Source organism: Bifidobacterium sp. WCA-178-WT-4B, from assembly GCF_009696495.1.
Lineage (GTDB): Bacteria > Actinomycetota > Actinomycetes > Actinomycetales > Bifidobacteriaceae > Bifidobacterium > Bifidobacterium infantis.
In genome coordinates this window covers 25,547-46,670 of the sequence record NZ_VULV01000003.1, presented here as the reverse complement: position 1 = coordinate 46,670, position 21,124 = coordinate 25,547, and the positions used below count along the sequence as shown (strand labels likewise).

The window sequence follows — 21,124 nt, the reverse complement described above, 5'->3', positions numbered from 1 at the left end:
AAAACAAGTAATGGCAGAAGGTAACGAGCGTTCCGGCAAGTCCTACGGCGGCGGCCATAAGGGGTATGGCGATCGCCGACCGGGCAACCGCGGCGGCAAGGGTTTCAAGCCGCGCGGCAAGGGCGGTTTCAAGCCGCGTCATGACGGTGAGGGCTTCAAGCCGCGTCGCCGTGAGGATGGCGAGGGCTACGCGCCGCGCCGCGACGGCGATGGCGAAGGCGGCTACCGCAAGTCGTACGGCAAGTCCGGCGGCTTCCACAAGGGCGGTTACCGCGGCAATGGTCCGCGCCGCGACGGCGAAGGCTTCAAGCCGCGCCGCGAAGGCGGCTACCGTTCCCACGAAGGCGAGAACGGCGAGAATCCGCGCTACCAGCACCGTGATAACGATCGTCGTGATTTCCGCCGCGATGACCGCCGTGATTTCCACCGCGATGGTGAGCGTCGCAACTTCCGCCGCGACGACGACCGCCGAGATTTCCGTAGGGACGACCGTCGCGATGGGGACCGTCGTGATTTCCGTCGTGACAATGACCGCCGTGACTTCCGTCGCGATGACCGCAGGGATAACGATCGCCGTGATTTCCACCGCGATGGTGAGCGTCGCAACTTCCGTCGCGACGACGATCGCCGTGATGGCGACCGCCGCAACTTCCGCAGGGACGACCGCCGCGATGATCGTCGTGACTTCCGCCGTGACGATCGCCGCGACAACAACCGTCGTGACGGCGAATTCCGCGAGTTTTCGCAGGAAGAGAAGCGCCAGTACCGTGAGGAGAAGCGCTCTGAATACATGAGGCGTCCGCGCCGTAACTCCGACGGCACGATGAGCTTCCCCTCGCAGAACCCGTACACCGACCGTCGTCCCGACGAGCCCAAGATGCCCAAGGGCATGGAATGGTCGATGCTGTCCAAGGATGAGCGCGAACGTCTGCGCGGCCTGTCCAAGGAGCACGCGGAGAACATTGGTCTGCACATCCTCGCCGCTTTCGCGCTGGAGGAGAGCGACCCCGAACTTGCCTTGGAGCACGCCAAGTGGGTGGCCCGTCAGGCCTCCCGCATCGACTTTGCCCGCGAGACGCTCGCGTTCGTGGCCTACCGTCAGGGCGACTACAAGCTGGCCCTGCGTGAGTTCCGCACCGCCTACCGTATGAACGGCTTCCTCGACTACCTGCCGTTCATCGCTGACTGCGAGCGTGGCGTCGGAGAGCCGAAGAAGGCCGTGGAACTGGCGCTGTCCGATGAGGGCAAGCAGCTGCATGGCGCTCCCAAGGTCGAGATGTTCCTGGTGTACGCCGGTGCCCTTGGCGATTTGGAGATGTGGGACAAGGCCATTGAAGTGGTCCACACCGTCGGCCGCTCTCAGGGTCTGCCGGGTGAGTACCGCATGCGTGCCGTGCAGGCCGAGCAGTACTTCCTTGAAGAGGCCGGCCGCAGCAAGGAAGCCGAGCAGCTCAACGACCTGCTGGACCGTCTTGAGGATCAGTATGCCGACGAGGAGATTGACGAAAACAGCGACGACGTGGTGATTGACCACGATCTCGAAGACATCACCGACGACTCCGACGTGCTCGAAAAGCTTGGCATCGATCCGGACGAGGCGCAGTACGCCCCGGATCCGGAGCAGGAATACGGCGATGAGAACGACGAGGCTGAAGACGGCGATGCCGAGTCTGATGAGGCCGACGAGACCGAGACCGATTCCGCCGATGACGCCGAGGCTGACGATTCCGCCGAAGCCGCCGACTCCGACTCCACCGAACCCGGAACCGAAACCGAGGAGTGAGCGGCGTAATGACCCGTTTCCTCAAAGGCACCGATCGCCCGCTCGCCGAGGCCTATCAGCTTGCGCTGCTGGACCTCGACGGCGTGGTGTATCGCGGCAAGAATCCGGTCGAATACGCGGCCGATTCCATTCGTGCGGCCGAAGCCGCCGGCATGACCATCGAATACACCACGAACAACTCCTCGCGCTTCCAGCACGTGGTGGCCGACCAGCTCAAGGGCTTCGGCTTGGACGTGGAGCCGTGGCAGGTCATCACCTCTTCGGTGGTGGCCGCCCGTGTGGTGGCCAAGGCGTTGCCCGCCGGCGCGCGCGTACAGGTATTGGGCGCCGAGCATTTGCGCGATGAGGTCACCCGCAACGGCCTGACCATCGTGGACGGCCCGCAGGACCGCCCACAGGCCGTCATTCAGGGCTGGTATCCGGATATGACCTGGCAGATGATGGCCGACGCCGCGTTCGCGGTCGAGGCCGGAGCCACGTATTTCGTGACCAACCGTGACCTGACGATTCCTCGTGAACTGGGCATCGCCCCCGGTTGCGGATCGATGATTCGCGCCGTGATCACGGCCACCGGCGTCGAACCGGTCGCCTCCGCTGGCAAGCCGGAAGCGTACATGTACGATGAGGCCCGCGAACTGAACGCCGCCGAAGGCCACGATCTGGTGCCCAAGGAGGCGTCCATCGCCATTGGCGACCGCCTCGACACCGATATCGAGGCCGGTAACCGCGGTGACTACGATTCGCTGGCGGTGCTGACCGGTGTCACCAACCCGACCGAACTGATGCTGGCTCCGGCACACCTGAGGCCCACATTCATCGCCCTTGATTTGCGTGAACTCGGCGAAGCCCAACCGGAGCCGGTCCGCGACGAGAGCGGTACTTGGGAATGCCGCAAGGCTAGCGCTTGGTTTGAAAACGGCCAGGTACACGTCAGCGACCCCACCAGTATGGACGGCCTGCGCGCCGCCGTATGCGCCGCATGGGAAGCCGCCGACCAAGGCGCACAGCTCAGCGAGGCCACGGTACCTGTGTTCGCCGTCGAGGCATAGTCCTATGCCTACGGATAGCGAACACGCGCCGGTCACCGAGCGATACCCCGAACTTGCGGATATCGATGAACAAGACAACGACCGCAAGCTTGAGACCTATCGCAACGTGCTGGAATCGTTACAACACGAGCTTGATAACAGCCGCAGCTAGCAGAGGTGATTCATTCTCCCGCCAGCGGAAGATGACGTGAAGTGCTGGATGGTGGCTCCATGCCGAGCCACCCCGTTGGTAGATGGTGGGTCGGAAGGAAGGTATATGACCAAGCAACATATCGATTCCGCGACCCCACTTGACCGACTCGACATGATGCTCGTGGCTTCGGGACTGGTCGAATCGCGAGCCAAAGCGCAGCGACTCATCAAAGCCGGGCATGTGCGCGTGGACGGCGAGACCATCACCAAGCCATCGTTCATGGTCAAAGCCGGGCACAGCGAACTCGCCGTGGATAAGGGCGACGACTACGTCTCCCGAGGCGCTTACAAACTCTTGGGCGCGTTCGAAACCTTTGCCGGCAATGGCCTTACCGGGCCGGAAGGCTTGGAATGTCTGGACATCGGTGCCTCCACCGGTGGCTTCACCGACGTACTGTTGCGTGGGGGAGCGGCCAAAGTCGTGGCGCTCGACGTCGGCCACGGCCAGCTCGACCCGCGCATCGCCAATGACGAGCACGTCATCGAAATGAGCGGCGTCAACATTCGCGAAGTTGAGGCCGACGACCTGCCTTACCGGCCGGCGATGATCGTCTCCGATGTCTCCTTTATTTCCCTGACCTATGTGATTCCGATAATCGCGCGCATCGCGGCTCCCGGTGCGCAGATTGTGTTACTGGTCAAACCGCAGTTCGAGGTCGGCCGGGCAGGACTCGGCAAAAACGGCATCGTTGAAGATCCGGCATTGCGGGAGCGGGCATTACACGACGTGGTCGCCTGTGCTGAACAGCACGGACTTGACGTGGTGGCCACTGCCGATAGTCCCATCATCGGCACCCACGGTAATGAGGAATACCTGCTTTACGCTGTCTTGAGATGAATGCGTTGGCAGTCTCCGTTCACCAGCAGCACGCTGGAGGTACGGTCGATGCCTATTGCGGTGGCGCACGTGGCGCTTTCCACCGCACTGCCGTTGCGTAGCATGGCGGAGTCCGCCGTCAAAGTCTGGCATTGCAGATGGTTGGCTTCAACCGTGACGGCTGTGATATGGCGAACCGTGCTGCCATCCTCATACCCATCCATATCAAAACGAGAAAACATCGTACTGCGCAGTGGATGAACTTCCAGCGCCCTGCTGTTGATGTCATGACCTTTCAGCACACCGTTCAAGTGAACTGTCTGACCGCTAATATGACGGGGGTCTTGCAGGGAGCCATTGACGGACAGATTTCCGGAACAGACGATATCGCCGTTGCATCGTAGTTTGCCGGTAAAGGTTACTTCATCGCAGATAATGTCGCCGCCGACTTCGATGTCGCCGCTGCCACTGATGCCGGATACGCGAATATCACCATCACACCGCACAATGCCACTCTTGATGACCAGGTTGTCCCCTTCTATAACTGAGGCCTCGAGGGTGCTGGTCACAATCATGGTGTGAAAATGCGCGCCATCGGCAAGACGGGAACGTTGGTCTACTCCTATGGTGCCGTAGACTCCTTTGCCTATCAACGTGCAATTCTGCGTATGCTTGCCCATGATGATAAAACTCCCTCAATATGGACGTACAGCTTTATGGCTTATTGCCACAATAATGAGCGCATCCATGTTGAGGGGGTTATATCGGTCACGATGTGAGCAGATGGGGGGGTGATTGCACGGCTGTATGCCATTGTATGCCGAAGCCTTACGATAATCGGCTCTGTGGAACGTTGCCGGCGACGCGCCACGAAGCAGCACTTTTCGAACACCTGTACGACTGATGACGGTGTCTGCGGCTAGAATAATGAGCAGTGCGACCGAATCGACAGGAGGATGCCATGGCCAAGCGCAACGCGGTGGTGGTGACGCATACCAGGCTCAGGCAGACCGGAACCGTAGTGGCCGAGGCGGTGAGCCAGCTGCGTGTGGCCGGTTTTGAGGTCACGATCATCGACAACACCGAGGCCCCTGATTTCGGCGTGCGGCCGCCGTGTGTGTCGGACGACACCGAAATCGTCGTGGTTCTGGGCGGCGACGGCACGATTCTGCGCGCCGCCGAACTCGTCCACTGCACCCAGGTGCCGATTCTCGGCGTGAACATGGGGCATGTCGGCTTCCTGGCCGAATTCGAAAGCTTCCAGATCGACGAGGCGATTCGCCGGGTCGCCACCCACGACTATTCGATCGACGAACGCATGATCGCCCATGTGGATGTCTGGCTGCCCGGTGCCACCAAGCCCATCGAGGATTGGGCGCTGAACGACATCACGCTGGAACGCGCCGACCGGGGCAAGATGGTCGAACTGTCCATCCGCGTGGACGATGTGGAGATGAACTCGTTCGGCGCGGACGGCGTCATCGTCTCCACGCCCACCGGTTCCACCGCCTACGCCTTCTCCGCGGGAGGTCCGGTCATGTGGCCGAACGTCAAGGCCCTGCAGTTGATTCCGCTGGCCGCGCACGCCCTGTTCGCCAGGCCGCTGATCATCGGCTCCGGTTCGACCTTCACCATCGATATTCTGGACGATTCCATGTCCGAAGGCTGGATTTGCTGCGATGGCCGCCGCCAGCGCGCCCTGCCGCAGGGTACGCGCGTCATGGTGCGTGAATCGCGCGATACTTTGCGTCTCGCTCGACTCTCCGGCGTGCCGTTCACCAACCGTCTGGTCTCCAAGTTCGATCTGCCCGTGGTCGGTTGGCGCGAGCACGCGCGCAACGAGGCCTCGAGCCAGCCGCTGCATCACGGGCACACGTTCCCGGCGGCCGCGTATGCGGCTGGCGTTGCCGGTGACGCTGGTGTCGCTGGCGTCGCTGGTACCGATCCCGACAAGCCGGGCGAACGCGACGGCAAGGCAGGAGCCTGATGCTCGAAGAACTCGATATCCGCAATCTGGGGCCGATTCGAGAAGCCGCCATTGCGCCGGCCGCAGGCATGACCGCCATCACCGGTGAGACCGGCGCCGGCAAATCCATGCTGCTCTCCGCGATCCGACTGGTCTCCGGTGGGGCCGCCGAATCCTCGCGCGTCTCGGCCGGGGCGGACGAGGCTTGGGCCCAGGCGATTTTCGCGCTCTCGGATGATGCCGTGACCTCTGAACATTCTGGTGACACTGACGATACCGGTGACGCTGACGATTCTGACAGTGGGCTCACCGGTGCTGCCGCGGCCGTGGCCAAGGCCCACGACGCAGGCGTCGATCCCGAAGACGGCGAACTGTTCCTGTCCCGCACCGTACGCGCCTCCGGCCGTTCGCGGGCCGTGCTCGGCGGCAAGTCCGTACCGCGTTCGGTGCTGGGGGCCATCGCCGGCGAACTGGTCACCATTCATGGCCAGACCGATCAGCTGAAAATCGCGGCTTCCGCACGGCAGCGCGAATTTCTGGACCGGGTGGCTGGGGACGAAGCCGAACTGGCCGCCTACCGCAAAGCGTGGGATGCGTTGACTGCTATGGATGAGCGGTTGGAACGCCTGCGCTCGCAGGAATCCTCCGCCCGCCAACAGGCCGACTATCTGCGCGAATCCATCGACCACATCAACCGCACCGACCCGCAGCCGGGGGAGGACGAGGAGCTGAAGGCGCGCCGCGAACGCATCGAAAACGCGGCCGACATCGCCCAAGGCGTGGGTTCGGCGCTGGGCGCGCTGGATGCCTCGCAGGTGGATGTGGATGCCGCCGACGGCGCTTCGGCCGTGGAACTCATCAATCATGCGGTGACCTCGTTGCGCGCGATTCGCGTCGGCGGCACGTTCGCCGAGCAGGCCGATCGGCTTGAATCCATCAATGCCGATTTGGGCGACGTGGTGTTCGCCCTGAGCCAGGAGCTGGGCGACGAAGGCAGCGTGGAGGATCTGGACCAGATCAACGGCCGTATCCACGAGCTTGGCGACCTCACCCGTCGGTGGGGCCCCACCTTGGCCGACGTGCTCGCTTGGCGGGACAAGGCGGCGTTCGATCTGGAGGATCTGGACGCCTCGCCGGAAAAGGTCGCCGAACTCGAATCCGAACGGCAGACGCTGTACGCTGCGGCCCTCGCCGCCGCCGACGTGCTGAGCGCCGCGCGCGTGGCTGCCGCTGCCGACTTGGGCGCGCGCGTCACTGAAGAACTTGGCTCGCTCGCCATGCTGGGCGCCTCCTTGGAAGTGCGTGTCACGCCGCGAGACAAGGCCGATAATCCGCTCGGTCCGTATGGTCGCGACGATATCGCGTTCCTGTTTACGCCGTTCGAGGGGTCGCCGCAGTTGCCGATGGGCAAAAGCGCTTCGGGCGGTGAACTGAGTCGACTGATGTTGGCCTTGGAGCTGGTGGCCGCCGACACGCGCGGCGGTGCCGACCAGACCTTCATCTTCGACGAGGTTGACGCCGGCGTGGGTGGCAAGGCCGCGGTCGAACTGGGCAAACGTCTGGCGCGGCTGGCCCGCAGCGCGCAGGTCATCGTCGTCACCCACTTGGCGCAGGTCGCCTCGTGGGCGGACGCGCAGTTCGTGGTCACCAAGGAGCCGCCGGATGCCGATGACGACGATTTGGGCGTGGTCACCACCATCGCCGAAGTCAACGGCGAAACCCGCGTCCACGAAATCGCCCGCATGCTCTCCGGCAGCGAATCCGAAGCCTCACTGGACCACGCCCGAGAACTGTTGAAGGAAAGTGTCCTATGACCAAAGCCGCCATATTCGACCTCGACGGCACCCTCCTAGACTCCATGGGAGTCTGGGACCAAGTCGACATCGACTTCCTCAACAAGCGTGGCATCGCGGTTCCGCCCGACTACACGACCACGGTCTCCGCCATGCAGTTTCGCCAGATCGCCGAATACACCATCGCGCGATTCGGCCTGAAAGATACCCCCGAGGAGCTTATGCAGGAGTGGGATGACATGGCCAGTGTCGCCTACTCCACCACGGTGGAGGCCAAGCCGGGCGCGCTCGGCTATCTGCACGACCTGAAGGCCGCCGGCGTCAAGCTTGGCGTCGCCACCTCGCTGCCCCCGCACCTGCGTGAACCGGCGCTGCGGCATGTGGGCATGTTCGGGCTATTCGATGACATCGTCTCTGTTGACGATGTGAACGACGTCGGCAAGGACCAGCCCGACGTCTATCTGCTTGCCGCTAAACGTCTGGGCGTCAAACCTACCGATTGCACGGTGTTCGAGGACCTGCTGGTCGCCATGAAATCGGCCAAATCGGTCGGTATGACGGTCTGGGCCATGCACGACGATTCCTCCGCGGCCGACTGGCCCGAAATCTGCCGGCTCGCCGACGGCGTCCTCTTCGATTTCCACAACGCCCCACGGGTGTTGTAAAAAACTGGCTCCCCTCCCTGAGGGGAGCCATATATGAAGCCCCTACCGCCGCGCGATCCTATCCGACCGCCGTTGCGCCTCAAACCGCTGCCGCTCCAGTTCCTCGCCCTTGTTCCGGATAATCGGTCGGTTCGGTGTGGTGTAGCGTAACGGCGTTGTTCGGCATAAGTCCCCCTTTCCGAGGCCATTGTAGGCGCTGGCTGTGTTTCGGTGCTGTATTGTTGCACGGAAACGACATACAACAATTGAAAAAATGAGGAGAGACTCTGAAAGCCAAGCACCAAGATCTTTCATCAGACCCAGGAATCGTCGCGCATTTGTCATTGTGACGTTTACATGACTACTTCTCAAACGTCGATTAACAGAATAACTTCTATACAGAAGTTCAACAGATTCGCTGAATTTCACAAAGTCAAAGGATTAAACAATGATTCAGAATCATAATCGTGTCGCGTTGCTTCTATCATGAGGCCCGGACTCTACTACTCTCTTGTATGACCTATTAAATCAGGGGAAAGAAATATATGCCGTTACTTTCAATTTTGGTGAAACTGAGGGATGTAATGAGAGTCAACATGCGCAAAGAATCGTTACAAATCTCCACTCTGAACGACTCCATCATTATCAATATGATTTTTCCGAGCAATTTAAGCGTTTCTATGAATTGCCTCAGCCTCAGTTCCTCCGCAAAGCATTTGGGCCATTTGTCGTTGCCCCTAATAAGGAAGAGCATGTTCAGCCTTTTGGATCGGCAATTGCGCTTATGCTAATGGCTTCATGGGCGCTTAAGCATGATATCGTTGATGTTTATTACGCAGTTCATAGTAACGATGCTGTGTTCCACGATAATCATGCATCATATTTTGAAGCTCTTCATACGGTTACCGTAGAATGTGAAGGAGATGAATACGGGGTAACGTTCCATACTCCTTATCTTAGTATCAATAAGTGTGCCGTCATTCAAAAAGGTATGGGTCTTGGCGTGCCGTTCGGCGATACGTGGAGCTGTGCCTTGGGCGGGACAGTTCATTGTGGAGTATGTGACCCGTGTCGTGATCGACGAACTTCTTTTGAGATTCTTGGAATTAAAGATCCCGTCTTATATGAGCACGATATTTTCGCCGAATCTCGCGAAGAAGTGAATATTTTAGAATCCCCAAAGCATATTTCGGTAGTGGCCTGAATAAAAGGCAATATAGTTACGTTTTAAATACATGATAAAACAAAAGGAGGCTGTTCGAGCATGGTGAAGAATGTCGGGAGTGTCGTACGCTGGCAGGTAGCCAAACTGGCATTGGTCCAGGGCATGCAAGCAATGTCCTCGGCGTTCTTCACATGCGGTGTTGTATTCACTGGAGCAGCTTCATCTGACAGCTTGGGCCTAGCCTTGGTACTCATGTTCAAGACGCTGCCCACCTTGGTCATGGCTTTTCTGGGTGGTGTTTTAGCGGATCGATTGCCGCGGAAAACTCTTGCCTCAGGAATGCTGGGTGGTCTAGCTATTTCCTATGGAGTCGGAACATGGGTCGTGCAGTTGAGTGGTCTTGGATGGCCCGTGCAAGCAATCAGTTTGGCCGCAGGTATCATTGGTGCGGTCGGCTCGCCAGCCTTGTTCGCCTTATTGCCTTCGATTGCTCCCCCTGAAGATATTGTACGTGCCAACGGCTTGATACGTACGTTTCGCAATGCCGGCTCGGTGGTCGGTCCACTTCTTGGTGCATGGCTTGCTCAACTGATATCACCTTCTTTTCTATTTCTGGATGGTGCTGTGTGTCTGGCTGTCTCCATGCCGCTTGTTCTATCGTTGAAACTCATGCCCAGCTGCGATGACGAGGCTAATAACAACGATGATGATGCTTCCATGATTTCTGCATTACGTTCTATTCCCAGTTTGTTCCATACTTATATTTGGTTAGCAGTGGGAGTGCCGTTCTGGGCGTTGTTCCTTGCCGTACAATCCGGGGCAACAGACGTCACAATGCCCTTGTGGGTCGTGCAAGAGAGCGGCCGGGGCGCATGGTCCCTGATGGCATCTATCACCTCATCTGGATACATTTGCGGCAGTCTCATCGCGTTAAAGTTGGAAAGGCCTAGGCACATGTTTTCTAAATCAGTGTTATTTGGCGCTTTAGCTATTATGCCGATTTTTGTTGTAGGTACTTTGGACATCCAAGTACTGTGGTATGTGGCGTCATTTGTTGCTGGGCTTGGACTGGAATTGTCTGGCGTGTTCTGGGGATCTACTATGCAGACATGCGTCGATAAGCGGCACATGGGACGAGTTTCCTCAATTGATTATGCAATTAGCTTCGGTCTAATTCCTCTCGCCTACGGTTTATACGGCTTCACTGGCACTATTCATGCTGCCGTCGTACTTACTGTATCCTCCTCAATAATGATTGTCCTGGTCATCATTGTTTTCCCATTTTGTTACCTTATAGATCACCGTTCGAATTCCTCAGGGATTATTAATAGTAGCGATGTTTAATCGCCATTAGCTCGATGTTCACAACGATATAGCCGATTGCGGCCCACACGGTGCAAGGTCGAACATCCTGAAAAGGTCCGTTTACGCGAAACGCCAAGGACGGTGAAGCAGTATACTACGTCGTTTGGGGAAACAAAGATATCGTGAACTAGCTGATAACTGACCTTACCAGATGCGCTTTGCGCGTTACGTCTCAACAGTTGCCATGTTCGGGCATTAATGTCATCGCTCACATAGGTGTGCCGTCGTCTTTTGACCAATAAACGTTCTTGGAGGCGGCTAGAACATGCCGTTTCGTATTGCTTCGCATAGGGGTTTCCCGTGACAAACATCGTTTTTCGATGAATGGAGATGGAGTTTATGGGGTATTTAGTACTCCCTGACAGTGAACGATTCAAGGTGTTATCCGGCTGGATGTGTTGATATGTTTGTTGTGGTTGGGTATCCATTCGGTGCTGTGAATCTGCTTGTTTAGTCGAACATTCGGAAAACAGGAAGCCCTTTTTTTCTGGTGATGGTAGAATATGATAAATATTAGTGTCTTGGATACCCTCTGCTGCTATGCTAAAAATCGGTTATGAAGCGCGGAGTTGGGCTAGGGTTCTCTCCATTAATGTCTTCGCAAAATACATGACTTTTATATGATTGTAGAACGTGCGCATATAGAGGTAAGTCGCTAAATACCTTCAATACATATGACATCCTCTCAGGTAATTATGATGTAATTCTGACGATTACACGATTCCATACGACTCGGTCATTGTACCTATATAATAGGTTTCAATTAAACCAGTTGTTATTGTTCTAGGAGTATTAATGAGCTTCGTTATATCTGTAATCACTACTTTTGCGCTTTGTGCTCCTTCCGTGCCATCTGTTCCCTTTGGCATTCAACAGAGCGCGTCTTTCCCCTTTTCCTCGGTGAATATTTCTCGTGTTCGTTGTCCTCCATGGATTCCGTGGCTGCTTTGTCCGGTGAAACCATAGTTAAAGGTATACGCGCATAAACAATCCATGTGTCGCCATCCACTTCGTGATCAATTTCACCACCGATTAGGTTAAGCTTGCGCCTGCGTGACTCTAGCCCGCGGCCCGACCTTTCTTCGTCCGGTATTGTGGACATGCTATTGGACATGACTATTTCTGTTTGTGATTTCTGCAGGGCTATGCTGGACTGGAATTCGCTATACTTTGGCGCGTGTTTAATAATGTTGGAGCATAGTTCTCTCAGTACTTCATGCAGAATATCGATATTCTTTACGGTCACCTGTTGCTGTACCGTAAACCCACCATTAATGATTTCAGTAGTGCCAGTAAACCCATGTTGGTGGAGTATATAGTCGCATTCGTCGGTTAACCGTTTTACCGCTAACCACCATTCGGACGACTCTATGGGTATTCCATTTTCATTATTATCTTGAATCATTGTATCGATAATATCTCTGGTTGCTTCTAATCCTTTTCGTGCAATTTTATCTATCTTCTCCCAGGCATCATTCTGGGGATCATTTGATTGCCGTTGCGCAATCAATCGTATACTCGTCAAACACTGGGCAACGGAGTCATGAAGCATGATAGCGTTGTCGCTATTTTGCAGAGAAAAAGAATGTTGCAGTTCGTACTCTTTGCTTTGATAATTTTGAAGGTGTTGTTCATTTGTCGTCTTCCACCAATGAAAACCATATCCGACAATCACGGTGGCTGCTGCATACATCAGAAACACTGTTATGCTGATTATGTCTATCTCGCCATTATTCCATCGCGCTATCTGATAGCATTGAATTCCTAAGAATACAAATATACCTAAAACTGTCGTGATAGAGATACCCGTTTCATATGCAGTGAGTCCGATAGTGCAATAGATGCCCCAGAAACGGCTTGGCCCATTTAGGACAGGTAAGCTACACGCAACTGATTCCATAAAAATTAATCCTACGAAACTAATGCGTGGGAACCATAGGGCGATTAACAGCAATCCGATGTGGATGAAGCCAAATAATATTTCATACGCAGATGTGGTGGGTCTCTCTGTCCAATCAATTATCGAAAAAAATAAGGAGAGTAACACTATAATTAATCTGAATGGATGTTTTTTGATGTTACTGTTCATAATCACCTGTCCAGATAGCTACTGCTTGGCGCACTGTTTCCGCTTTGAGCTTACGACGAGCTCTATTAAGATATGTTGCTGCACTAGCCTGTCCAATTTGCATGCGATTCGCGGCTTCTGATATGGATAGTCCTTTGCTGAGAAGAATCATGATTTCTTCTTCTCTGTCGGATAACAGCATGCGGATGTCATTTGTCTCGTGTTTCAGTCGCATATGCGCATTACGGGCCGTTTCGAACCCATTTCCGCAGCCCCCCTTATTTAATACCCAACGCGTAACTTCAGCGATTTGTCTTTCTTCGTCTTTTGCAACTAGTCCTTGTGCCCCAGCCTGAATCAGCCGAGAAATGTACCGTTCTAGGGGGAAAGCCGTGATGCCAAGTAGCAGCACGGATGCGCTTCTTTTGCGAATCTGACGGCATACGTCTATACCAGACATTCCGTCAAGAGACATATCGAACAGCAGCAAATGCGGTGTATCTACGGCACTTGAGCATCTTTGTACAGCCTCTCTCCCGCTCCGAGTGGTCCACGTAATGCTTCCTAAGTGATTGTATTCGATAATCTGTTGTAATCCTTTTAACACAATTGCGTCATTATCCAGCAGTGCAATATGGGTGGCGGCTGATGCAACCGCCGTGCTATGGTAGCATTCCACGGAAGAGTCCTCTTCTCTCGGCTCATTATTCATCTTGTCGATAATATATAGTTATGGTATGTCTCTTTTTATGAATAGGTTGCAACGACCTATTCGTTGGATAGGCACAGATAGCCGCTGGTCATATTTTGATTTGTTCTTTACGCTTGACGTTTTTCTCCTGCGGTTGCTCTTCGATGCTTTGCTCCTCTCGATTTTTCACCTGATGGAAAGTCGCTGAGAACCCCGAGAGAAAAAACCAAGTGGACATTCGGCTGTCCGTGATCAACGCTCCACGAAATGGAGCGGGGGACGAACCAGCCGAATTCCATCGTCTGTTCTAACGGTTCATGTTGAAGGAATGTGAGGCCGCCCGTCTGATCTCATCGGAATTGGACAACGCACAAATAGCGTTCGTGGCGTGTCTGTTCAATGGAAAGCGGCCGTTGTCAAAGGATTTGCCTGCTCATTGCTTGTTGCTCACTGTTCAACTGTTATGCAACACACCTTGACAGTTAAGCAGAACAGTTATACTGTGTTGTATAACAGCTAAACAGCTGGAGTGCTAGTCAACCACAATCGAAAGGGGCATAGGTGAAACTGATCATCTCATCCGTGTCCGGTGAACCCATCTACGAGCAAATCAAAACCCAAATCCATTCGGCGGTGCTCAGCGGCGAGTTGAAGGCGGGCGAGGCCCTGCCTTCCTTGAGGAAACTCGCCAAGGAGCTGCGCATCTCCGTACTCACCGTCACCAGGGCGTACAACGAACTGGCCGATGAGGGCGTGGTGCAGAACATCCAAGGCAAAGGCACTTTCGTGATGGACAAGGGCAACGAACTGATGCAACGTCAGCTCGAAACCCAGATTCGTGAAAGCCTGGCCGAGGCAAGCCGGGGCGCCAAAGCCGCCGGCATTCCGCTGGACGCATTGGACCGCATGCTCGAAGAGGAATACCGCAAGGAATAACCTCAAGAAAGGACCATGGACATGACCGCCATATCCGAATCCGACGCGATGGCGTTGCAGGTCACCGACGTCACCAAACACTATGATTCCGGCTTCACGCTGGACGACGTGACCTTCGACCTGCCCAAGGGCTACATCATGGGACTGATCGGCCCGAACGGCGCCGGCAAATCCACCCTCATCAAACTCATCCTCAACATGATCCACCGCGACGCCGGTTCGATTCACGTGCTCGGCCTCGACAACATCGCCAACGAGGAGCCCGTCAAAGAACAACTCGGCGTGGTGTTCGACTTCAGCTACATGCATGAACAGTGGCAAGTCAAGAACATTGAACGTATTGTCGCGCCACTGTATCCATCATGGGACGGTGGATGCTATCACAAGTATCTGGATACTTTTGGCCTTGGTGACGCACAGAACGGCAAGAAACATATCAAGGATCTTTCCCGCGGCATGCAGATGAAGCTGATGCTGGCCATCGCATTGAGTCATGATGCCAAGCTGCTGATTCTCGACGAGCCGACCAGCGGACTCGATGTGCTCGCGCGTGACGAACTCATGGATATCCTGCATGCCTACATCGAGGATGGCGAACATTCGGTACTGTTCAGCACCCATATCACTGCCGACCTCGAACGTGCCGCTGACCTCATTACCTACATCACCGATGGCCGTCTCTACTACACCGGTCCGAAAGACGAGTTTGAGGAATCGTTCCGCCTGATTAAGGGCGGTCCAGACGAGCTGGCACAACTGCCTGCGGACGTAGTGCTGGGCTCACATACGTATGCCACCGGATTCGATGCGCTGGTCCGGTCAGACAGGCTTGATGCCGTTGCGTCGGTGGTTTCGGGGCTTGTCGTTGAATCGGCTTCCATTGATGACATCATTCGACTGACCAATGCCCATGATTCCAATCGTGACTTGAGTGGGAGGTGAGCGGCCATGGGGGCAATACTGAGGGTGTCGCGGTCTCGGCAACATGCATTGACCACTGCATTGCGCGTCGATATGGCCTACCTGTGCGTCGGCGAACGGACTGTGTTCTCGTTGTTGTTGGCACCGTTGTTCTCCGTCATCTTTCAAGGTGAAGCTTATGGTGATGGCTTCGGCTATCGCATGGGTGTCATCATGACGGTATTCACCTGCGCCATGTGGGTGCTAACCATGGCGGTTGCTGACTTACAGAACGGATATCGACTTCGTGGCATTATTCCGGCTTCGAGGAAGAGTCAGGTGGCCGCGCGATATGTGGTTGGATTGGTGATTTCCGTATTGTCGATAGCGATGATTGTTCTGATTGACGGGTTGCAAGTGCTGGTCAATCCGGATTGGTCATTCGCGGGCAATCTGTGGGCGGCGCCGTTGGGAGGTTTCTGCACCGCGCTGATGGTCGCGCTTATCGTGCCCACGGGTTATCTGTGGACCAAACTAGGCGGTCTTCAAGTCACGATGATGGTGATTTATGTCGTTGTATTGGCTGGATCCATACTGCTATCTATTTTGCCTGTTTCGGTGACCAAAGGATTGGCCCATGCCGCGAATGCCATCATCGCGCAACGATTGTGGCTGGTTATTGCGGTATTGACAGCGACGGTTGTGGCATATGGAATCTCGTATGTAATTGCCTCTCGCATATTTGCTTCAAGGGAATGGTGACGATGAGCTGGAAATCCGTAGTAAAGCAATGTCGATTCGATTGTGTCGGGACGGGTCTGTTTAGCGTGGCGAATATGGTATTTCTGCTAGTTTTCCCGGTGCTGTCTATCGTGGTATCGCTGGTGATGATATCGACCCACGTCGATGAACACGTTGCCAGTGGTCTGATGGGCGGACTCGGAGGTTTGGCATCGACGATGGCATGTATGAGTGCATTGGGGCCTGCGTCATCCGAGGAATCTGCAGGGCACAGTGCCATGCGAGGGCTGATTCCTGTTTCACGCACTGCACAAGTTGTAGGTCGGTACCTTTTTCTGTTGGTGGTTGGCCTGCTCTGGGCTTTGGACGTGGTGATATGCGGCGGCGTCTTCATTGTCTTTGGCGATATAGCAGATATGGGGTGGATCGGTACTTTGGCAGCAGGTGCTTTCATCTTCGCTTTGGCTATCATTCTTGGGTCGGTGCTGCTGGCCTGTGCATACCGGTTCACCTTCCGCAAGATGATGGTGGCCTCTGGCGTGGTCCTGGTTGGCTTGTATGCCGTCATTGCGCTGCTGGCCCGATTGCCTGTTGACTGGCAATGGCTTTTGCTGAATATTACCGATTTCCTGACGATCTGGTGGCATACGGCGCTTGTTCTCGCCGTGTTGTGTCTGCTCGCATATTTTGGCTCCATGCTTATAGCCATCCGCATCTACCGAGCCAAAGAACTCTAGCCGCGCATTTGTCCGACCGCGATGATCTTCAGCCACATGTCGATCGGCAGCGGCACGGTGCGGAACATCGCGCCGCCGAATTGCACCACCAGCACCTGAAGTGCGAACATCAGCGCGAACACGCCGATCATCACCTTATTGCGTAGCAGATTGGCGAACAGGCTGGCGTTGCCCAGCTCGCGGATGTTGAAGGCGTTGAACGGCTGGAACACCACGAACAGCGTGAACAGAATGGTCGACTGCTGTTCGGCGGTGCCGCCCATGAAGTTCGTCCAGCTTCGCGAGCTTCTCCTGCAGCGGTGTCATACCTGTGTTGGCGGCGCGCAGTTCGCGGACGATTTTGCCGAACTCGCCATCGCGCACCACGGTGATGGTCGTGTCGTCATTGATATTGTTCAGCGCTTCGAATGCCGTGGCGCTGCGGCCTTCCATCGCCACGGTGATGGTCACGAACAGGGCGATGGCGAAGAAAATGCCCACGCATTCGAGAATGTCGGCGTGGCCGCCGGCCATGGAGCGGGTGATGTTGACGCCCAGGGTGATGGCCGCAGCGATCATAAGCACGATAAGCATCGGGTCAGCGGGCGTCTGCCCGTTGGCCGTGGTCATATGTTCCTCTCGCGTTTGGTTGACACAACGCACTGAAACCCGCGTAATATCACTCGCGTACCGCGCAGCATGGCGATTCCCGCCTTCCTGGAAAAACAAGCAACACGCCGTTGGACATATGCCGAGGCACAGGCCAACGCGGCGCCTTTTTTCGCTTTGCACGCCTCAGGCGGACTTTATCCGGTAGGACTGTTTGGGGGAGCGGGCTGGTTGCGTGCGTTCGATCGTGCCTGATTCCAGGAGTTTGCGCAGCTGATAGGTGACGGTGGAGCGCGGGGCTCCGGTGGCCTCCACCAATTTGGGCGTGGACATGGTGCCGTGCTTGTTGATCAGTTGCAACAGTTGCTCTTCCAGCATGGAGTAGCGGGCGCTGCCTTCCAATGCGGATGCCGACGCGCTGCGAGCTGATGGCCTTTCGATGGATGAGACATCACGAACCAGCGGCATGTCCGCGGACTGCGGAACGTCCAGTCCGGCTATCCGCGCAATGGTCGGCCCCAATCCGGGAATATCTTTGAGATATCGCTCGTAAATCTCTTCGTCGCTGAGCTCTTCCGTTTTGATGCTGTTTTTGGGGAATGGCACGATTTTCGGATGTGCCGGTTTCGGGGGCTGTCCGTTGATCAGCCCTTGCGCGGCGCTGTAATCGATATCGGGCCTATCGCCCCAACCCGCGTAACGGGGATCCCTGCGGCTGTCCGGCAGCTTGGAGGTATCCGCTGAGCGGAAGGTGACTGAGAACAAATTCAGCGTGCTGTATATTTCAGGCTCGCTATTGCCGTTATCCAGCAGCAGTCTGTTGATGAGGCTGTATCCGGTCCCTCGATTCTCCGCGACTGTGGCATTGCGGAACGGGGTGCATTCAAGCAATTTGGCAAGTGTCTGATTGCGGGTCGAAGTGGAGCCGGGCTCGCTGATGGAATCCAGCGTTACGTCGCCGTATAATCCGCCCGGACTCAGCACTTCAAGGCGGTCCTTGTACATGTTGACCTGAATTTGGCCGCCCCGGGCCATCGGCGAATAGTCGCGATGCATGATGGCATTGACCACGGCCTCACGTATGGCGTCCTCTGGGTATTCAAAGGTGTCTTTGCGGAATGGGCCGTCCAATACGCCTCCGATGCGCATGTTCTTCTGTGCGGCGTTCAGGGTTTCTCCGAGTATCTCGGGGATGGGGCCGTCGAGTGAATAATTGTCGATGAATTTCACCCCGCCGGCAAACACCTTGTCATATCCGGGGTAGCACGTGAACGTGATATTCACCCGTGGCAGAAACTGCTGGGGATAATTGCCGGCGACAAGCAGTCCTGCAAGCGTCGGATGAGACTTCCCGTCATCTCCTGTTCCGACTATCCCAAGCGCGCTCATCGCCTCTTCATCGGTCAGTTTTCCGAAGACACGTGGACGGCGTTCGCGGCATAACGCGAGAATGCCGTCCACGATATCCGGTAGCAGATCGTCGACGGCGGCTTCGTAGATCAGCCCTCGGTCATACGTGGGTTGCGCACGGTTTTCCAGAAGCCGGTCGATTTCGTAATGACTGAGTTTGCGGTCGCCATCCCATACGCGGATGAACGAGCCGCTGTACCGGCCTCTATTGCGAACGTAACATGGCTTATCCAGTGGATCGGCCTCATCGATGACGGCGATGACCACGGTGGAATCATGATACGAAGCGGCGTCAATGACTGGCCTTATAGGCGGGGTGATTTTGTCTCGGCACATCTGCGCCAATGCCTCGGCGACGGGTTGCGCCTTGAACCCTTGGGCGGGCTCGAAGCCATCCTTTTCGGCAATGCCCAGCACGATGGTGCCGCCGCGTCCATTGGCGAAAGCGGAAATGGTCTCAGGCAGCGAAACCGGCAATCCGCCCACGGCCTCCTTGACCTCAATATCCTGACTGTCCGATTGCGCGGAACGCAGCGGGTTCAGCAAAGCATCGATTTCCTCTTCCGGCCACATGATTGCCTCCTCGCCAGTGTGCCGTAGCTTAGACGCCATCATAGCAGACATAGTAAACACGTTGTTATGTTTGGTATGTCCTATGTCGGTGAATTGACGGATGCGTCATTGTGGGAGCGCTGGTCGCTGCGATGCTGATGAAACAAAATGGCTCCCCGCTCTGAGGGGAGCCAATGTGCTGGTATGTTTTACAGCGCCTGGGCGACCTTTTCTACGTAGTCCTCCATGCCGTCGATGGCCACGACGTCCTTGAACCGCACGTCGGCGGTCTCGAGGCCACGCAGGGCGGCCGGGGCGGTGGTGCCGGTCTCGCGGGCCAGCACATCCATGCACTCGAAGTCGGTGCCGGTGGCGTCGAAGCCCAATGCCTCGTTCACCACGCGCGGGAACTTGTAGGGGCTGGCGGTGGAGAGCAGCACGCGCGGGGTCAGCGGGTCTCGCGGCATCTGCTCAAGCAGGTAGTAGCCGCAGGCGGTGTGCGGGTCGATCACGTAGTGGTTCTCGTCCCAGCAGTGCTTGATGGACTCGCGTACCTGATCCTCATCGGCCCAACCGGTGCCGAAGATCTGACGAATCTTGGCCAGCAGTTCTTCCGGGATCTCGTACGTGCCCCACTTGTTGAGGTCGTTCATCAGCATGGAGATCAGACGGGTGTCGCCCTCGGACAAGTAGTACAGCATGCGCTCCAGGTTGGAGGAGATGAGGATGTCCATCGAGGGGGAGATGGTCTGGAAGAACGGGCGCTGGCGGTTGTAGGTACCGGTGGTCAGGAAGTCGAACAGCACGTTGTTCTTGTCGGAAGCCACCACGAGGTGCTTGACCGGCAGACCGAGCAGCTTGGCATAGTAGCCGGCGAGGATATCGCCGAAATTGCCGGTCGGGACCACGAACTCGACCTCATCGCCGACATTGATCACCTGGTCAGCGAGCAGCTGGGCGTAAGCGGAGAAGTAGTAGACGACCTGCGGCACCAGACGGCCCACGTTGATGGAGTTGGCGGAGGAAAGTACCACGTGCGAATTGCCGGCGAGACGCTCGGCCAGGGCGCGGTCGCCGAAGATGCGCTTGACCGCGGACTGGGCGTCGTCGAAGTTGCCTTCCACGGCGGCCACCTGCACGTTGGCGCCGGCCTGCGTGGTCATCTGCAGCTCCTGGACCTCGGAGACCTTGCCTTCCGGGTAGAAGACGGTGATCGCGGTGCCCGGGGCGTCGGCGAAACCGGCCAGCGCGGCCTTGCCGGTGTCGCCGGAGGTGGCGGTGAGGATCATGATTTTCTCGTCCGCGTCGCCATCGGCCGGCGTGGTGTGCGCCATGAAGCGCGGCAGGATCTGCAGCGCCACGTCCTTGAACGCGGAAGTCGGACCGTTGAACAGTTCGAGCACGTAATCGTCACCCAGGGGCTTGAGTGGGGTGATGCGCTCATCGGACCACTGTTCGCCGTAGGCGTCGGCGATGCACTGGCCCAGCTCCTCGGCCGTGAAGTCCGGCAGCAGCGCGCCCAGCACCTCGGCGGCGATTTGCTGGTACGACTTGCCCGGCAGGGAGGCCACGTTCACCTTGGTCTTGCCCAACGCGTCCGAAACGAACAGGCCGCCGTCATCGGCGATGCCCTTACGAATCGCCTGCTTGGCGGTCAGCGAATCGGTGGTGCTGCGGGTGGAATGGAAGGTGGTTGTCACGATGAATCCTTCTGCCTGAAAGGGATG

The 21,124-nt window shown here is 56.5% G+C and carries 17 protein-coding genes and 3 pseudogenes; 13 read left to right on the top strand and 7 right to left on the bottom strand.

What is annotated here, in order from left to right:
* The first annotated feature begins 10 nt into the window (after positions 1-10).
* From FYJ31_RS03460 to FYJ31_RS03450, 4 genes are all read left to right on the top strand, one after another.
* Complete coding sequence (locus FYJ31_RS03460) at positions 11-1,783, top strand: tetratricopeptide repeat protein (RefSeq protein WP_154535985.1); 1,773 nt, start codon at positions 11-13, stop codon at positions 1,781-1,783.
* An 8-nt stretch (positions 1,784-1,791) separates the two neighbouring features.
* A complete protein-coding gene (locus FYJ31_RS03455) occupies positions 1,792-2,832 on the top strand; it encodes an HAD-IIA family hydrolase (RefSeq protein WP_012578154.1) in 1,041 nt (346 codons plus the stop codon).
* Positions 2,833-2,836: 4 nt separating this feature from the next.
* Positions 2,837-2,983, top strand: a complete 147-nt coding sequence (locus FYJ31_RS12420; RefSeq protein ID WP_007051152.1) for a hypothetical protein — start codon at positions 2,837-2,839, stop codon at positions 2,981-2,983.
* A 105-nt stretch (positions 2,984-3,088) separates the two neighbouring features.
* On the top strand, positions 3,089-3,862 hold the full coding sequence (locus FYJ31_RS03450) for a TlyA family RNA methyltransferase (RefSeq protein ID WP_195839430.1): 774 nt from the start codon (positions 3,089-3,091) through the stop codon (positions 3,860-3,862).
* Here FYJ31_RS03450 and FYJ31_RS03445 read toward each other — a convergent pair.
* On the bottom strand, positions 3,844-4,521 hold the full coding sequence (locus FYJ31_RS03445; RefSeq protein ID WP_012578152.1) for a hypothetical protein: 678 nt from the start codon (positions 4,519-4,521) through the stop codon (positions 3,844-3,846). The genes FYJ31_RS03450 and FYJ31_RS03445 overlap by 19 nt on opposite strands.
* Positions 4,522-4,802: 281 nt before the next feature.
* Between FYJ31_RS03445 and FYJ31_RS03440 the strand changes: the two genes are divergently transcribed.
* The 5 genes and pseudogenes from FYJ31_RS03440 (at position 4,803) to FYJ31_RS03420 (ending at position 10,753) form a co-directional block, all read left to right on the top strand.
* A complete protein-coding gene (locus FYJ31_RS03440) occupies positions 4,803-5,828 on the top strand; it encodes an NAD kinase (RefSeq protein WP_154535984.1) in 1,026 nt (341 codons plus the stop codon).
* Positions 5,828-7,621, top strand: coding sequence for a DNA repair protein RecN (gene recN, locus FYJ31_RS03435; RefSeq protein WP_154535983.1), 1,794 nt, complete (start codon positions 5,828-5,830; stop codon positions 7,619-7,621). The genes FYJ31_RS03440 and recN overlap by 1 nt, the downstream gene beginning before the upstream one ends.
* A complete protein-coding gene (locus FYJ31_RS03430) occupies positions 7,618-8,265 on the top strand; it encodes an HAD family hydrolase (RefSeq protein ID WP_032744394.1) in 648 nt (215 codons plus the stop codon). Before recN ends, FYJ31_RS03430 begins: the two co-directional genes overlap by 4 nt.
* Positions 8,266-8,746: 481 nt before the next feature.
* A pseudogene (locus FYJ31_RS03425) lies at positions 8,747-9,448 on the top strand (7-cyano-7-deazaguanine synthase); the annotation flags it as partial.
* A gap of 60 nt (positions 9,449-9,508) precedes the next feature.
* Positions 9,509-10,753 carry an MFS transporter gene (locus FYJ31_RS03420; RefSeq protein WP_012578147.1) on the top strand — a complete coding sequence of 415 codons (1,245 nt, stop codon included), beginning with the start codon at positions 9,509-9,511 and terminating at the stop codon, positions 10,751-10,753.
* 841 nt (positions 10,754-11,594) lie between these two features.
* Here FYJ31_RS03420 and FYJ31_RS03415 read toward each other — a convergent pair.
* Positions 11,595-12,863 carry a histidine kinase gene (locus tag FYJ31_RS03415; RefSeq protein ID WP_014485054.1) on the bottom strand — a complete coding sequence of 423 codons (1,269 nt, stop codon included), beginning with the start codon at positions 12,861-12,863 and terminating at the stop codon, positions 11,595-11,597.
* On the bottom strand, positions 12,853-13,521 hold the full coding sequence (locus FYJ31_RS03410; protein WP_158309821.1) for a response regulator transcription factor: 669 nt from the start codon (positions 13,519-13,521) through the stop codon (positions 12,853-12,855). The genes FYJ31_RS03415 and FYJ31_RS03410 overlap by 11 nt, the downstream gene beginning before the upstream one ends.
* A gap of 573 nt (positions 13,522-14,094) precedes the next feature.
* On the opposite strand from FYJ31_RS03410, the gene FYJ31_RS03405 reads away from it, so the two are divergent.
* From FYJ31_RS03405 to FYJ31_RS03390, 4 genes are read left to right on the top strand one after another with little or no spacing between them, the layout of a single operon-like run.
* Positions 14,095-14,469, top strand: a complete 375-nt coding sequence (locus FYJ31_RS03405; protein ID WP_065453131.1) for a GntR family transcriptional regulator — start codon at positions 14,095-14,097, stop codon at positions 14,467-14,469.
* A 21-nt stretch (positions 14,470-14,490) separates the two neighbouring features.
* A complete protein-coding gene (locus FYJ31_RS03400; protein WP_154535982.1) occupies positions 14,491-15,411 on the top strand; it encodes an ABC transporter ATP-binding protein in 921 nt (306 codons plus the stop codon).
* A 6-nt stretch (positions 15,412-15,417) separates the two neighbouring features.
* Complete coding sequence (locus tag FYJ31_RS03395; RefSeq protein ID WP_154535981.1) at positions 15,418-16,131, top strand: ABC-2 transporter permease; 714 nt, start codon at positions 15,418-15,420, stop codon at positions 16,129-16,131.
* Positions 16,132-16,133: 2 nt separating this feature from the next.
* Positions 16,134-16,847, top strand: coding sequence for an ABC-2 transporter permease (locus tag FYJ31_RS03390; protein WP_154535980.1), 714 nt, complete (start codon positions 16,134-16,136; stop codon positions 16,845-16,847).
* An 11-nt stretch (positions 16,848-16,858) separates the two neighbouring features.
* Here the strand turns inward: FYJ31_RS03390 and FYJ31_RS12700 are convergent.
* From FYJ31_RS12700 to thrC, 4 genes and pseudogenes are all read right to left on the bottom strand, one after another.
* A pseudogene (locus FYJ31_RS12700) lies at positions 16,859-17,131 on the bottom strand (cation transporting ATPase C-terminal domain-containing protein); the annotation flags it as partial.
* Between the two features lie 64 nt (positions 17,132-17,195).
* Positions 17,196-17,435 (bottom strand): annotated as a pseudogene (locus FYJ31_RS13285) (hypothetical protein); the annotation flags it as partial.
* Between the two features lie 186 nt (positions 17,436-17,621).
* Positions 17,622-19,418: an ATP-binding protein gene (locus FYJ31_RS03380; RefSeq protein ID WP_195839429.1), complete on the bottom strand. Its 1,797-nt coding sequence runs from the start codon at positions 19,416-19,418 to the stop codon at positions 17,622-17,624.
* A 188-nt stretch (positions 19,419-19,606) separates the two neighbouring features.
* Entirely contained in the window at positions 19,607-21,097 is a 1,491-nt protein-coding gene (thrC, locus tag FYJ31_RS03375; protein ID WP_326831169.1) for a threonine synthase, read from the bottom strand.
* Positions 21,098-21,124 lie beyond the last annotated feature (27 nt).

Excerpts from the sequence above, each read along its gene's own strand:
- FYJ31_RS03460 (WP_154535985.1), top strand. The coding sequence starts at position 11 with ATGGCAGAAGGTAACGAGCGTTCCGGCAAGTCCTACGGCGGCGGCCAT.
- FYJ31_RS03455 (WP_012578154.1), top strand. The coding sequence starts at position 1,792 with ATGACCCGTTTCCTCAAAGGCACCGATCGCCCGCTCGCCGAGGCCTAT.
- FYJ31_RS12420 (WP_007051152.1), top strand. The coding sequence starts at position 2,837 with ATGCCTACGGATAGCGAACACGCGCCGGTCACCGAGCGATACCCCGAA.
- FYJ31_RS03450 (WP_195839430.1), top strand. The coding sequence starts at position 3,089 with ATGACCAAGCAACATATCGATTCCGCGACCCCACTTGACCGACTCGAC.
- FYJ31_RS03445 (WP_012578152.1), bottom strand. The coding sequence starts at position 4,521 with ATGGGCAAGCATACGCAGAATTGCACGTTGATAGGCAAAGGAGTCTAC.
- FYJ31_RS03440 (WP_154535984.1), top strand. The coding sequence starts at position 4,803 with ATGGCCAAGCGCAACGCGGTGGTGGTGACGCATACCAGGCTCAGGCAG.
- recN (WP_154535983.1), top strand. The coding sequence starts at position 5,828 with ATGCTCGAAGAACTCGATATCCGCAATCTGGGGCCGATTCGAGAAGCC.
- FYJ31_RS03430 (WP_032744394.1), top strand. The coding sequence starts at position 7,618 with ATGACCAAAGCCGCCATATTCGACCTCGACGGCACCCTCCTAGACTCC.
- FYJ31_RS03420 (WP_012578147.1), top strand. The coding sequence starts at position 9,509 with ATGGTGAAGAATGTCGGGAGTGTCGTACGCTGGCAGGTAGCCAAACTG.
- FYJ31_RS03415 (WP_014485054.1), bottom strand. The coding sequence starts at position 12,863 with ATGAACAGTAACATCAAAAAACATCCATTCAGATTAATTATAGTGTTA.
- FYJ31_RS03400 (WP_154535982.1), top strand. The coding sequence starts at position 14,491 with ATGACCGCCATATCCGAATCCGACGCGATGGCGTTGCAGGTCACCGAC.
- FYJ31_RS03395 (WP_154535981.1), top strand. The coding sequence starts at position 15,418 with ATGGGGGCAATACTGAGGGTGTCGCGGTCTCGGCAACATGCATTGACC.
- FYJ31_RS03390 (WP_154535980.1), top strand. The coding sequence starts at position 16,134 with ATGAGCTGGAAATCCGTAGTAAAGCAATGTCGATTCGATTGTGTCGGG.
- FYJ31_RS03380 (WP_195839429.1), bottom strand. The coding sequence starts at position 19,418 with ATGTGGCCGGAAGAGGAAATCGATGCTTTGCTGAACCCGCTGCGTTCC.